The sequence below is a fragment of the Arenimonas soli genome (assembly GCF_014643775.1).
GTDB lineage: Bacteria > Pseudomonadota > Gammaproteobacteria > Xanthomonadales > Xanthomonadaceae > Arenimonas > Arenimonas soli.
Genome location: NZ_BMKC01000003.1, coordinates 424,290 through 437,250 on the forward strand (window position 1 = coordinate 424,290; position 12,961 = coordinate 437,250).

The 12,961-nt window shown below is 69.1% G+C and carries 12 protein-coding genes and 1 riboswitch; of the genes, 6 read left to right on the forward strand and 6 right to left on the reverse strand.

What is annotated here, in order from left to right; all coding sequences use genetic code 11:
• Positions 1 to 62 precede the first annotated feature (62 nt).
• Both IEX13_RS12615 and hslO read right to left on the reverse strand, forming a co-directional pair.
• The gene (locus IEX13_RS12615) at positions 63 to 1,064 is read right to left on the reverse strand and encodes an XOO1806 family protein (RefSeq protein WP_188664940.1); all 1,002 of its coding nucleotides are present in this window, start codon (positions 1,062 to 1,064) and stop codon (positions 63 to 65) included.
• 108 nt (positions 1,065 to 1,172) lie between these two features.
• On the reverse strand, positions 1,173 to 2,066 hold the full coding sequence (gene hslO / locus IEX13_RS12620) for an Hsp33 family molecular chaperone HslO (protein ID WP_188664943.1): 894 nt from the start codon (positions 2,064 to 2,066) through the stop codon (positions 1,173 to 1,175).
• 33 nt (positions 2,067 to 2,099) lie between these two features.
• Between hslO and mtgA the strand changes: the two genes are divergently transcribed.
• Genes mtgA through IEX13_RS12635 form a run of 3 tightly spaced genes read left to right on the forward strand, consistent with a single transcriptional unit; the run spans position 2,100 to position 4,238 of the window.
• A complete protein-coding gene (mtgA, locus tag IEX13_RS12625; RefSeq protein ID WP_188664946.1) occupies positions 2,100 to 2,810 on the forward strand; it encodes a monofunctional biosynthetic peptidoglycan transglycosylase in 711 nt (236 codons plus the stop codon).
• A gap of 21 nt (positions 2,811 to 2,831) precedes the next feature.
• On the forward strand, positions 2,832 to 3,770 hold the full coding sequence (locus tag IEX13_RS12630) for a glycosyltransferase family 2 protein (RefSeq protein ID WP_188664948.1): 939 nt from the start codon (positions 2,832 to 2,834) through the stop codon (positions 3,768 to 3,770).
• Positions 3,771 to 3,809: 39 nt separating this feature from the next.
• Complete coding sequence (locus IEX13_RS12635; RefSeq protein ID WP_188664951.1) at positions 3,810 to 4,238, forward strand: CBS domain-containing protein; 429 nt, start codon at positions 3,810 to 3,812, stop codon at positions 4,236 to 4,238.
• A gap of 12 nt (positions 4,239 to 4,250) precedes the next feature.
• Here the strand turns inward: IEX13_RS12635 and trhA are convergent, their stop codons facing one another.
• From trhA to IEX13_RS12650, 3 genes are read right to left on the reverse strand one after another with little or no spacing between them, the layout of a single operon-like run.
• Entirely contained in the window at positions 4,251 to 4,901 is a 651-nt protein-coding gene (trhA, locus tag IEX13_RS12640) for a PAQR family membrane homeostasis protein TrhA (RefSeq protein WP_188664954.1), read from the reverse strand.
• 55 nt (positions 4,902 to 4,956) lie between these two features.
• Entirely contained in the window at positions 4,957 to 6,561 is a 1,605-nt protein-coding gene (locus tag IEX13_RS12645) for a peptide chain release factor 3 (protein ID WP_188664957.1), read from the reverse strand.
• A gap of 16 nt (positions 6,562 to 6,577) precedes the next feature.
• Positions 6,578 to 7,684 (reverse strand): NHL repeat-containing protein, encoded by a 1,107-nt coding sequence (locus IEX13_RS12650; RefSeq protein WP_188664960.1) that lies wholly within the window; start codon positions 7,682 to 7,684, stop codon positions 6,578 to 6,580.
• A gap of 171 nt (positions 7,685 to 7,855) precedes the next feature.
• Positions 7,856 to 7,984, forward strand: a riboswitch (SAM riboswitch).
• Between the two features lie 75 nt (positions 7,985 to 8,059).
• Between IEX13_RS12650 and metX the strand changes: the two genes are divergently transcribed.
• The 3 genes from metX to IEX13_RS12665 are packed head-to-tail and all read left to right on the forward strand — an operon-like array spanning position 8,060 to position 11,342.
• Positions 8,060 to 9,073, forward strand: a complete 1,014-nt coding sequence (gene metX / locus IEX13_RS12655) for a homoserine O-succinyltransferase MetX (RefSeq protein WP_188664963.1) — start codon at positions 8,060 to 8,062, stop codon at positions 9,071 to 9,073.
• Positions 9,070 to 10,263, forward strand: a complete 1,194-nt coding sequence (gene metB / locus IEX13_RS12660) for a cystathionine gamma-synthase (RefSeq protein WP_188664966.1) — start codon at positions 9,070 to 9,072, stop codon at positions 10,261 to 10,263. Before metX ends, metB begins: the two co-directional genes overlap by 4 nt.
• Entirely contained in the window at positions 10,260 to 11,342 is a 1,083-nt protein-coding gene (locus tag IEX13_RS12665) for a homoserine dehydrogenase (RefSeq protein ID WP_188664969.1), read from the forward strand. The genes metB and IEX13_RS12665 overlap by 4 nt, the downstream gene beginning before the upstream one ends.
• Before the next feature lie 15 nt (positions 11,343 to 11,357).
• Here IEX13_RS12665 and IEX13_RS12670 read toward each other — a convergent pair whose 3' ends face one another.
• The gene (locus tag IEX13_RS12670; RefSeq protein ID WP_188664973.1) at positions 11,358 to 12,914 is read right to left on the reverse strand and encodes an inorganic phosphate transporter; all 1,557 of its coding nucleotides are present in this window, start codon (positions 12,912 to 12,914) and stop codon (positions 11,358 to 11,360) included.
• Between the last annotated feature and the right edge of the window lie 47 nt (positions 12,915 to 12,961).

A 12,961-nucleotide genomic window follows, 5' to 3' on the forward strand; every position in this document is an offset into this window, starting at 1 on the left:
GACCGGGATGCTACGTGGAAGGCGCGTGAAGGCCGAGGAACTGGATCACAGATCGAGCTCGATCAGAGATCTTGCTCGTAGCGGATGTACGGGACGCGGGTCGACTCTTCGTCGTCGTCCGTGGTGTTGCTGAAGGGGTTCTGGCCCCGGCTGACGACGCTGGCGGCGCCGACGCTGAGGCGGGCCTGCCACGGGGCACGCCAGGTGACGCCGATGCCGACGTCGCTGTAGGTGGTGGGGCTGCCCGGGAGTTCGATGATGCGGCCGACGATCTCGCCGCCGAAGTCGCCAAAGCCGGCTTCCAGGCGCAGCGTGCCGGTGTTCCACTCGGGGCGCACGCCGCCGGGGAGCTGGTTCGCGCCAACGATGCGCGCGCGGGCCAGGGTGCCGCCGATGCTGACCCAGCCGGTCTGGCCGACCTGCATTTCGCCCAGCAGGCCGATGTCGGTTTCTTCGACGTTGGCGCCGGCGAGGCTGAGGATGAGGTCGCTCTGGGCACCGCCGAAACGAGCGCCCGGCAGCAGCAGCGGCGCCTGGGTGTCGAACTGGTTCAGGCCGATGCTGGCGGTGAGGCGGCTGCGGTTGCCTTCCAGCGTGGCGTTGGCGCGCAGCCCGGGGCGCGAAAGCGCCAGCGGGATGGCGGTGCCGCTGTTGGCCAGGTTGGCGGCCAGGCAGTGCTGCGCCAGCTGGCCGACGCTGCGCGCGACGGCGCTGTTGTCGCAAAGCAGGCCCAGCGTGGGATTGGCTTCAAGCTGCAGGCTGGCGCCCACGCGGCGCCCGTTGTCCATCGGCAGCACCACGCCGGCACCGGCAGCGGGCGCGGCATTTCGGCCCAGCAGGCGGTCCAGCGAGGTGTTGTTGCCGGTGCCCCGGTCGATGAGAAGGAAGCCTTCCAGCTGCCCGCTGACGTTGTTCAGGATGGGCAGCGCGGTGGTGTTGGCGGCTTCGTCTGCTTCCTGCGCGTTGGCCTGCGGGATATACAGCGGCGGCGGCGTCTGCGCGAACGCCGAAGCCGCCGCGAGGGCAAGCATGAATCCGGCGATGGGGCGCAGCAGCGGCGACATGGGGGGCGTCCTTGTTGACCCTGCTTAGGGCAGGCTCCGGCGGGAAAGTTCCCGGACGGTTAGCGGCGAATTTACCACTTTTTAACAGGGTGGCAAAGGGGGCGGCCGCTATTGCAGGCGGGTGGGGCCCGGGGCCGTGGGCTTCGGGCTGAACAAGGCTTCAATCTGTTCAGGTTCAAACCGGTAGCCCTGGCCGCAGAAATCGCAGTGCACCTCGGCCACGCCGTCCTGCAGGGCGGCCCGGGCCTCGTCGGCGCCCAGCCCGCGCAGCATGTCGGCCACCCGCTCGCGCGAACAGCTGCAGGCGAAAGCCAGGGGCCGGGTATCGAGCACCCGCACCTGTTCTTCATGGAACAGGCGCCAGAGCAGGGTTTCGACCGGGGTCTGCGCCAGTTCGGGGCCGGCCAGGGTCTCGAACAGGGCCTGTACGCGCGCCCAGCCATCGGGGTCGCCGTGACCACCGGGCAGCTGCTGCAGCATCAGGCCGGCGGCGCGGCCGTCGCCGGTGGCCAGCAGGACGCGGGTGGGCAGCTGTTCGGACTGCTCGAAATAGCCCTCGAAGGCGCCGGCCAGGCTGTCGGCGTCCAGGCCCACCAGGCCCTGGTAGCGGGTGGGCTCGCGGCTGCCGGGCGGGGTGGATTCGATGGTGATGGCCAGCACCGAGCCCTCGCCGAAGGCGCGCGGGGTCAGCGGCTCGGGCACGGGTTCTTCGAAGTGGGCGATGCCGCGTACGGTGTCCTGGGCGGTGCACTCGGCGAACAGCGTGCGCAGGGCGCCGGTGCCGCGCAGCTGCACGCTGAGCCGGCCATTGATCTTGGCGTGGCCGGTGAACAGCGCCGCGGCGGCGCAGGTTTCGCCCAGGCGGGCGGCCACTTGCGCCGGGTAGTGGGCGCGGCCGGCGATCTGCTGCCAGGCCTCGTCCAGGTGCACGACGATGCCGCGCACGCCGGAGCGTTCGAGCACGAAGCGGGTCAGGGTGTCGGCGTCGGGGTGATTGTCCATGCCTGCTATTTTAACTGTCCGAGGAGTCAAAACATGGTCCAGGCGGGAAAACGAAAACGGCGTTGGCCAAGGCGGCTGCTGTGGCTGCCGGTCTGGCTGGCCACGTTCATGCTGCTGCAGGTGGCGCCCCTGCGCTGGCTGGACCCGCCGACGTCCATGTTCATGCTGATCCGGCAGGTCGAGGGCCTGGGCGAACCGGGTTTCACTCTGCGCCAGGAATGGCGCGACGCCGGCGCGATCGCCAGCTGCCTGCCGATTTCGGTGGTCGCGGCCGAGGACCAGACTTTTCCGCAACACGCGGGTTTCGACCTGCGCGCCATCGAAAAGGCGCTCGATTCCAATGCCGAAGGCGGCCGGGTGCGCGGCGCCAGCACGATCAGCCAGCAGGTCGCCAAGAACCTGTACCTGTGGGGTGGCGGCGGCTACCTGCGCAAGGGCATCGAGGCGGTGTACACGGTGCTGATAGAAGCGTTCTGGTCCAAGCAGCGCATCCTCGAGGTGTACGTGAACATCGCCGAGTTCGGTGACGGCATCTACGGGGCCGAAGCAGCTGCCCAGGCCTTCTTCGGCAAGCCCGCCAGCGCCTTGTCCTCGTCCGAATGCGCCCTGCTGGCGGCGGTGCTGCCCAATCCAAAGCGCTACAGCGCGGCCCGGCCGGGACCCTACGTGCAGCGGCGGGCCGCCTGGATCCAGCGGCAGGTGCGACAGCTCGGCGGTCCGGCCTATCTCGCCCCTGATCGTTAGTGGCTTGGGTAAACTGGGCCGATGCCATCCCGCCAAACCCTGACCATCGTCATCGCCGCCTTCAACGAGGAGGCGTCCCTGCCTGAAATGCACCGGCGCCTGCGTGCCGTGCTGGACGGGCTCGATGCCGACACGTCGGTGCTGTACGTCGACGACGGCAGCCGCGACGGCACCTGGCAGGTGCTGCAGTCCCTGGCCAGCGACGACCCGCGCGTGCAGCTGCTGCGGCTTGCCCGTAATTTCGGCAAGGAGCTGGCCCTGACCGCCGGCCTGGACCACGTCGACGCCGATGCCGCGCTGGTGATCGACGCCGACGGCCAGGATCCGCCCGAACTCATCCCGCAGTTCGTGGCCAGGTGGCGCGAAGGTTTCGACGTGGTCTACGGCACGCGCACCCAACGCGACGGCGAAAGCTGGCTCAAGCGCTTCACCGCCGCCGCCTTCTACCGGGTGATGTCACGGCTGTCGCATACGCCCATCCCGCCCGACACCGGTGATTTCCGGCTGATGTCCAGGCCGGTGCTCGACGCGCTTCGCCAGCTGCGCGAGCGCCAGCGTTTCATGAAGGGCCTGTTCACCTGGGTGGGTTTCCGCCAGGTGTCGCTGCCCTACCAACGCGCGCCGCGCCTGGCCGGCGGCAGCAAGTTCAATTATTGGCGGCTGTGGAACCTGGCGCTGGAAGGCATCACCAGTTTCTCCACGGTGCCGCTGCGCCTGGCCACCTATGTCGGGCTGCTGACGGCGCTGGGTGCGTTCGGCTGGGGCCTGTGGATTGTCGCGCGCACGGTGCTGTGGGGCGACCCGGTGGAAGGCTGGCCGTCGCTGATGACGGTGGTGCTGTTCCTGGGGGGCATCCAGCTGGTGGCGCTGGGCATCGTCGGCGAGTACCTGGGGCGGCTCTACCTCGAGGTTAAGCAGCGGCCCCTGTACCTGGTTTCGGAAGCCAAGCTGCCCCGCTGAGGGGTATAGTCGGCCCAGGGAATCACGGAGGGCCGGTGCATGCGCAACGTCAACCAGATCCTGGCCGGCAAGGCCGACCGCCTGATCACCGTGCCCCGGGAGGCGCCGGTGCTCGAGGTCATCCGGCTCATGGCCGAAAACCATATCGGTTCGGTGCTGGTGATGCAGGGCGACGAACTTGTCGGCATCGCCACCGAGCGTGATTACGCCCGCAAGGTCATCCTGCAGGGCCGTTCATCGGCGCAGACGCCGGTCGGCGAAATCATGTCGCATCCGGTGGTGACCGTCGGGCCCACCGACACCGCCCAGACCTGCATGGCCGTCATGACCGATCGCCGCATCCGCCACCTGCCGGTGATCGACGGCGAGAGGGTGGTCGGCATGGTGTCCATCGGCGACTTGGTCAAGGCCGTCATCGAGGACCAGCGCCTCGAGATCGAACAGCTGCAGCAATACATCGCCAGTTAGGCGCGTGCCCGGCTAGCCGGGCACGACGTGCTGGGTGACCGCGACGAAGTGGCAGGCACTGCCGCCCAAGACGAAGCCATGCCAGATCGCATGCGCGAACGGGATGCGCTTGTGCATGTAGAAGTACGTGCCGGCGGTGTAGGACAGGCCGCCGGCCAGCAGCCACAGGATGGTTTCCATGGGCACCTGGCGCAGGAAGGGACCCAGTGCGGTGACCAGCATCCAGCCCATGCCCAGGTAGATGGCGGTTGAAAGCCCCTTGAACCGGCCGGTGAAGAACAGCTTGAACACCACCCCGGCAATGGCCAGTGTCCAGATGGCCGCGAACAGCCACCAGCCGCCGTCCTGGCGCAGGCCGACCAGGGTGAAGGGCGTATAGGTGCCGGCGATCAGGATGAAGATCGCGCAGTGGTCGAACACCTTCAGCCGGCCGCGCCATTCCAGGTTGCTGGTCATGTGGTACAGCGTGGACGCCAGGTACAGCACGAACAGCGAGGCGCTGAACACGATCGCCCCGGCCAGCTGCCAGCCATTGCCGAAGGACGCCGAAAGCGTGACCAGTACCGAACCGCCGGCGAGCGCCGCCAGCGCGCCCAGCCCGTGGCTGATGGCGTTGGCGAGTTCCTCGCGCGGGGATTCGTGGTCTTTTTCGTATTCGGTCATGGCTCGAGCATGCGCCTGCAGTCTGGAGCTGGCGCTCCAATTTCGTGGGGCGGCCTCAGTCGACGGCCAGGGCCTGCGCATGCTCGCGCGTGGCGGCGAACTCGAAGTCGGGCCAGCGTTCCTGGGTCAGCTGCAGGTTCACGCGGGAAGGCGCCAGGTAGACCAGCTGGCCGGCGGCATCCACGGCCAGGTGGCTGGCGTTTTTCTCGCGGAACTCTTCGAGCTTCTTCGGCGTGCCGCCCTTCACCCAGCGCGCGGTGGCGACCGACACCGGCTCGAAGCTGGCATCGACGCTGTATTCGTCCTTCAGGCGGTAGGCCACCACGTCGAACTGCAGCATGCCCACCGCGCCCAGGATGAGGTCGTTGGACATCAGCGGCCGGAAGAACTGGGTGGCGCCTTCTTCGGAAAGCTGGGCCAGGCCCTTCTGCAGCTGCTTGAGCTTGAGCGGGTCGCGCAGGCGGGCGCGGCGGAACAGTTCGGGCGCGAAGTTGGGGATGCCGGTGAAGCCCATCGATTCGCCGGTGCTGAAGGTGTCGCCGATCGAGATCGTGCCGTGGTTGTGCAGGCCGATCACGTCGCCCGGGTAGGCGGTTTCCGCGATCTCGCGGTCGCTGGCCATGAAGGTCAGTGCGTTGGCCAGCTTGTGGTCCTTGCCGCTGCGAACGTGGAAGGCCTTCATGCCGCTGACGTAGCGGCCCGAACACACGCGCAGGAAGGCCACGCGGTCGCGGTGCTGCGGGTCCATGTTGGCCTGGATCTTGAACACGAACCCGCTGAAGGTTTCTTCCTCGGGCATTACCTCGCGCGTGGTGGTGCCGCGCGGCCGCGGTGACGGCGCGTGTTCGACGAAGAAGTCGAGCAGCGGCTGCACGCCGAAGTTGTTGACCGCCGAGCCGAAGAACACCGGCGTCTGCCTGCCTTCCAGATAGGCCTGCTTGTCGAACGGATGGGACGCGCCCTGCACCAGCTCGAGTTCGTCGCGCAGGTCGGCCAGCATCTTCCCGCCGATGCGTTCGGCCAGGCCGGGTGCGTCGATGGAGGGGAAGATGGTGCTGTCCTGGCGCGTGAAGTTGCGGCCCTGTTCGTACAGGTGCACTTCGCCGCTGATCAGGTGCACCACGCCCTTGAGGCGCTGGCCCATGCCGATCGGCCAGGTGATGGGCGCGCACTGGATGCCCAGCACGCTTTCGACTTCGTCGAGCAATTCGATCGGTTCCTTGCCTTCCCGGTCGAGCTTGTTGATGAAGCTCATGATCGGCGTGTCGCGCAGCCGGCAGACCTCCATCAGCTTGATCGTGCGGTCCTCGACGCCCTTGGCGACGTCGATCACCATCAGCGCGCTGTCCACCGCGGTGAGCACGCGGTAGGTGTCTTCGCCGAAGTCGGCGTGGCCGGGGGTGTCGAGCAGGTTGACGATGCGGCCCTCGTAGGGGAACTGCATCACCGAGCTGGTGACCGAGATGCCACGCTCCTTTTCCAGCGCCATCCAGTCGGACGTGGCGTGGCGGGCGGCCTTGCGGCCCTTCACCGAGCCGGCCATCTGGATGGCGCCACCGAACAGCAGCAGCTTTTCGGTCAGCGTGGTCTTGCCGGCGTCGGGGTGCGAAATGATCGCAAACGTGCGGCGGCGGCGGGTTTCAGTCAGATGGTCGGACATAAGCCCGACATTATAGCTACTCGCAGCTTCGGCGGATTGAAAGCACCCGGGCGATGTCCTGCCAGTCGAACGCGGCGATGCCGGCGTCGTCATGGGCGGCATAGAGCGCGCCGTAGGGGAAACGCCGGGTCGCGGAGGCATGCAGCCAGATGCCGTCGGTCATGGCGGTGTTTTCGCCGGTGAAACTGCCCAGGTAGCCCAGTTCGCGGCGGTCGAAGACGTGGAACACCGTCAGGTCGCGGGCCTGGTCGGTGGCGATCCAGTAGCCGCTGCCGTCGGAACAGGCCCACAGGGCCACGCCTTCGGCCTGTGCCCGGAAGCGTTCGCGGGGCAGGTTGGTGCCGGCGTAGTTGCCCGACAGGTCGTAGACGCGCAGCGTCGTGCCCACGCGGAGGTCTTCCTCGGCAATCAGCAGGCGGTCGTGCAGGGGGTCGCCGGCGATCGATTCGACCATGCGCAGCGCACCGGCCTCGGTGGTGTCGCCGAAATGGCCCTGGTACTCGCTTTCCAGCCCGCCCATCGGCGGCATGCGCAGCCGGAAGCGTTTCACGCGCTGGTCCAGCTCGTGCATCGGCGGCAGGGTTTCGGTGCGGTAATCGGCCATGAAGCTGTCGGTCACCAGCAGCTGAAGCTCGCCCGGCGCGGTTTCGTTCAACCACAGTCCGTAGGGGCTGCGCAGTACGTCCTGGCCGACCATGGCAACGGGGTCGAAGTCGGGCAGCCGCAGGACCTGGACCCGGTGGTTGTCGCGCTCGACCACGAACACCAGGTCGCCGAATACCGCGATGCCGTTGGGCCGGTTGAATTGCCCGGGGCGGTCGCCGCGTTCGCCGAAGGCCAGGCGGTACTCGCCGTCGTCACCGTCGAAAACCACCAGCTGGTGGCTCTCCTTGCCGGTGGCGATCAGCCAGGTATGGCCCTCGGGCGTGGTCCAGCTGGCCACCGAGTCGATCTCGTGCTCGGGCATTTCCGGGCTGAGGAAAGCCTCGGGCACCGGCACCGAATCGGCGCCGAAGACATCGGGCATCGGCTTGGACGACGGATCCGGCTGTGGCGGGGCGGGCACGCTGGCGCAGCCGGCCAGCAGCAGGGCGAAGGCGAGGGGGGCGAGGAGGGTGCGCATAGCCCCAAAGTATGCGTCGAAAATGGGGTCAGAGAACATTGGCGTTTGAATCTGTGGTTTTAAGTGCTGATGTTCTCTGACCCCGTTTCAGGGGGACTCCATTCCAGGCATCGCTTCATCGGCATGAAGCGATTGACAAGTCCTGACGGTCCGGGCAAAGTCGGCCTCGCAATCCCATCGAGACCGGCTGAGGGGTAGGCCCAATGACGCCGGGGCAACCCATGCGCGAGCAATCACGCATGAAGGTGCCAATTCCTGCGGGGGCGTCCGGATGGTCCGGTGCTCGCCGAAAGATGGGTCGTGTTTCCCCCGCGAAGGGGGCTGCCCGACTTCTTTCACCGCCGGACTCCCTGGGTTTGCCCCAAGGAGCCCGCCATGTCCCTCAGTTCCCCCCAGGTCCACGTCGAAGCCGCGCCCCTGGCCGCGGCGTTTTCCCTTTCGCCGCCATCCGCGCGGCGGTTCCTGCTGGAACTGGACCTGCCGATGCGACATGCCGGCCTGCGCCGCGTGCGCGTCCGGGGTGAGTGGCGAGGTCCGGCGGACGCGCCCTGGGTCGTGGTGGCGGGCGGCATTTCCGCCGGCTGCAAGCTGGCCAGCGACGAACGCGGCGAAGGCTGGTGGCCGGCCCAGGTGGGGCCGGGCCGCGCCGTCGACACCGCCCGCCGGCGCGTGCTGGCCATCGACTGGATCGGCGCCGACGGCTGCCTGGACCAGCCCATCGACCCCGCGGACCAGGCCGACGCACTGGCCGTCGTGCTGGATCGTCTCGAAGCCGGCCGCGTCGCGGCCTTCGTCGGCGCCAGCTACGGGGCCATGGTCGGGCTGCAGTTCGCCGCCCGCCATGGCGACCGGCTTGATCGCCTGGTGGCGATTTCCGGGGCGCACCGCCCGCACCCCTACGCCAGTGCGTGGCGCGCGCTGCAGCGGCAGGTCGTTGCCCTGGGCCGGGAGGAAGGGCAGGTGTCGCGGGCCCTGTCGCTGGCGCGCCAGTGGGCGATGCTTAGCTACCGCACCCCGGAAGAGTTCGCCGCCCGCTTCGACAGCCCGGCGGTGCTTGATGGCCAACGCGCCCGCGTCGCCGCCGAGGACTACCTGACCCACTGCGGCCAGCGCTATGCGGCACGCTGGTGCAGCACCGCCTTCCTGCGGCTGTCCGAATCGATCGACCTGCAGCAGCTCGACCCCGGTGCCATCACCGTACCCACCACCGTCGTCGCCGTCGCCGAAGACCGGCTGGTGCCGCTTTCCGACCTGCAGGCCCTGGTGGAAGCCCTGGGCGGACCGGCCCGCCTGCGCGTACTGCGTTCGCCCTTTGGCCACGACGCATTCCTGAAGGAGGGCCCCGCCATCACCCGGATCCTGCGCGACAGCCTGGAGGTGCCGGCATGAGCGCCTGTTGCCCCGCCACCACGGCCGTGCGCGCCGGCATCGACGCCGACACCGCCTTCGGCGCCGTCACGCCGCCGCTGGTGCTGTCGAGCAATTTCAGCTTCGCCGGCTTCGACGCCAAGCGCCGCTACGATTACACCCGCAGCGGCAATCCCACCCGTGACCTGCTGGCCGGTGCCCTGGCCGAGCTCGAAGGCGGCGCCGGCGCCGTGGTCACGGCCACCGGCATGGCGGCGGTGGCGCTGGTCGCCGAAGCGCTGCTGCAGCCGGGGGACCGCCTGGTGGTGACGCGCGACTGCTACGGCGGCAGCTGGCGCTTGTTCGATGCATTGGCGCGCAAGGGCCGCTTCGAACTGGAGCTGGTGGACCTGGGTGACCCCGTGGCGCTCGCCGAGGCGCTTTCACGTCCGGCGCGGCTGGTCTGGGTGGAAACGCCCTCGAACCCGCTGCTGCGCATCACCGACCTGCGTGCGGCGGCGCTGGCGGCGCACGCCAACGGCGCGCTGCTGCTGGTGGACAACACCTTCCTGTCGCCGGCCCTGCAGCGTCCCTTCGATTTCGGTGCCGACCTGGTGCTGCACTCGACCACCAAATACATCAACGGCCACAGCGACGTCGTCGGCGGCGCCGTGGTCGCCCGCGACCCGGCGCTGCTCGATACGCTGGCCTGGTGGGCGAACGCCTTGGGCGTCACCGGCTCTCCCTTCGACAGTTTCCTGACGCTGCGCGGCCTGCGCACCCTCGACGCCCGCCTGCGCGTGCACCAGGAAAACGCCGCGGCGCTGGCCGAACGTTTCGCAGGCCATCCGGCGGTACGCGCCACGCACTATCCCGGCCTGGCCGGCCATCCCGGCCACCGGCTGGCGACGCGCCAGCAGCGCGGCTTCGGCGCGATGCTGTCGTTCGAGCTGCACGGCGGCGTGCAGGCCGTGCGCGCCTTCCTGGGTCCGCTGCGCAACGTCACCCTGGCCGAATCCCTGGGCGGCGTCGAAAGCCTGGTCGCGCACCCGGCGACCATGACCCATGCGGCCATGTCGGCCGAGGCCCGTCGCGCGGCCGGCATCGGCGACGGCTTGCTGCGCCTGTCGGTCGGTATCGAAGCGCTCGATGACCTGGAGGCCGACCTGCTGCGCGCGCTCGATGCCGCCGGTCGCACGGCCGAAGCCGCGGTCGCCGGAGACCTGGCATGAGCGCGTTCCTGGATCTGCTGCCGGACCGCCCGCGCCGGCTGGCCGTGCTTGGCGCCGGCACCGTCGGCAGGGCGCTGCTGCCGCGGCTGGCCGCGCTTGAACCGACGCTGTCCTTGTGCCTGCTGGCCACGTCACGCTGGCGCTGTGCCGATCCCGAGGGATTGCCGGCCGGCGCTGCGCTTGCCGCCATCGCCCTTGCGCAGGCCGGGCCGGACGCCGCGCCCGATACCGTCCAGGCCCACGACGGCAGCGGCGACCTGCCTGCCTGGTTCGGCCCCGGCGACGTGCTGGTGGACGCCACGGCCAGCGAAGCGCTCGCGGCCCGGCACGCACGCTGGCTGCAGCGCGGCCTGCGCGTGGTGACGGCGAACAAGCTCGGTGTCGGTGGGCCGCTGATCCGCCACCAGCAGGTGCGTCGCCAGGTCGAAAACGGTGCCTGGTACGGCGACGCCGCCACCGTCGGTGCCGGCCTGCCCTTGCTGCGTTGCGTCCGCGACCTGCGTGCCGGAGGCGACCGGGTAAGCGCGCTGGCCGGGGTGCTGTCGGGCACGCTGGCCTGGTTGTTCGATGGCTACGATGGCAGCACGCCGTTCTCCGCGCGCGTGCGCGAAGCGGTGGCCCTGGGCTACGCCGAACCCGACCCGCGCGTGGACCTTTCCGGCGAGGACGTGCGGCGCAAGCTGCTGATCCTGGCGCGGGCCGCGGGCCAGCCGCTGGACGCCGGTGATGTACAGGTCGAGTCGCTGCTTACGCCGGCGCTGCTCGGGGCGCGGGACGCCGCGTCCACGGACGCCGCGCTGGTGTCACTGGACCACGCGCTGTCAGTCCGTGCCCGCGATGCGGCTGCCAGGGGAAACGTGCTGCGCTACGTCGCCAGGCTCGACGGTGCGCACGCGCGCATCGGCCTCGAATCCCTGCCGCTGGGCCACGCCCTGGCCCAGGGCGGTGCCTGCGACAACCGCGTGGCGATCTGGAGCTGTCGCTACGATCAACGCCCGTTGGTGATCCAGGGGCCAGGCGCCGGCGCCGGGGTCACCGCGGCGGCGCTGCTCGACGACATCCGCCGCGCAACCACCTGACGCTCGCAGGCGCGGTCAGCCCAGGGCGACGCCGCGGATCATGAAGAAGATGCCCGCGGCCATCAGCGCAGACGCCGGCACGGTGACGATCCAGGCGGCGACCACCTTGAGCATGATCGAGCGCTTGACCAGGGCCTGCTTGTGGTAGCGCCGCAGGCTCTTGCGTTCCTGCTTGGAGATCGGGGTGAGGCCGGCTTTGACCTCGCGCTTGAGCTTCTTGATCATTTCCGATTTTTCGGCGCGCGACGCGGCTTCGAACCGGGCGAAGAAGGCTTCCACCTCGTGCCGTTCGGTCTCGTGGGCGGCGTGGTGGGCTTCGATCTCGGCGATGATGCGCTGGTAGTTGGCCTTGAGGTATTCACGCAGGAAGCCGACGCCGAACACCGCGCCGATGGTGACGTGGGTGGTGGAGATCGGCAGGCCCAGCTGCGAAGCCACGATCACCGTCAGCGTCGCCGCCATGGCGATGCAGTAGGCGCGCATCGGGTCGATTTCGGTGATTTCGTCGCCGACCGTCTTGATCAGGCGCGGCCCGTAAAGCGCCAGGCCCACCGACAGGCCGATGGCGCCCAGCAGCATCACCCACAGCGGCACCGCGACCTTGCCGTGCACGCCTTGGCTGATCAGCGCATCGTGGATGGCCGCCAGCGGGCCGATGGCATTGGCCACGTCGTTGGAACCATGGGCGAAGCTGAGCAGGGCCGCCGCGGCCATCAGCGGCAGGGTGAACAGCCGGTTGACCGAGTCGCGGTGGTTTTGCATCGACGCCGCGCGCCTGGAGATGGCCGACTTCACCCAGACGTAGGCCACCGCGCCGGCGACGGCGCCGATGGCCAGGGCCGGAAGGATGTCCAGCTTGACCAGGGCGCCCAGGCCCTTCACGCAAAGATAGGTCACGAAGGACCAGGCCATAAGCGCCAGCAGCACGGGAACCGTCTGCCCGGACGCCGCCACCAGGTCGGTGCGGTAGGTGATGCGGCGCTTGATCAGGTACAGCAGGCCGGCGGCGATCAGGCCGCCCAGCACCGGCGAAACCACCCAGCTGGCGACGATGCTGACCATCGTGCCCCAGTTGGCGACGCCCCAGCCGGCCGCGGCGATGCCGCCGCCGAGCACGCCGCCGACGATGGAATGGGTCGTTGAAACCGGCGCGCCGATGGCGGTGGCCAGGTTCAGCCACAGCGCGGCCGCCAGCAAGGCCGACATCATCAGCCAGACGAAGGCGCCGGCGTCGGCGATGTTCGCCGGGTCGATGATGCCGCCCTTGATGGTGCCGACCACTTCGCCACCGGCGATGATCGCGCCGGCCGCCTCGAAGACCGCGGCGATCGCGATGGCCGTCGCCAGGCTCATCGCCCGGGCGCCGACCGCCGGGCCGACGTTGTTGGCGACGTCGTTGGCGCCGATGTTCATCGCCATGTAGGCGCCGAACGCCGCCGCCACCACCAGGGTCAGGCTGATGTGGCCGAACTGCCACCAGACATAGGCGGTGCTGAGCACCACGAACAGGATGGCCAGGGCCAGCCGGACGGTGCTGATGCGTGAGGAGGCGGGGGCGTTGTCGGGGTTCATGCGGGCGGCAAGTGTAAAAAAAGGTTCACACAGGATGCCAGAATCCC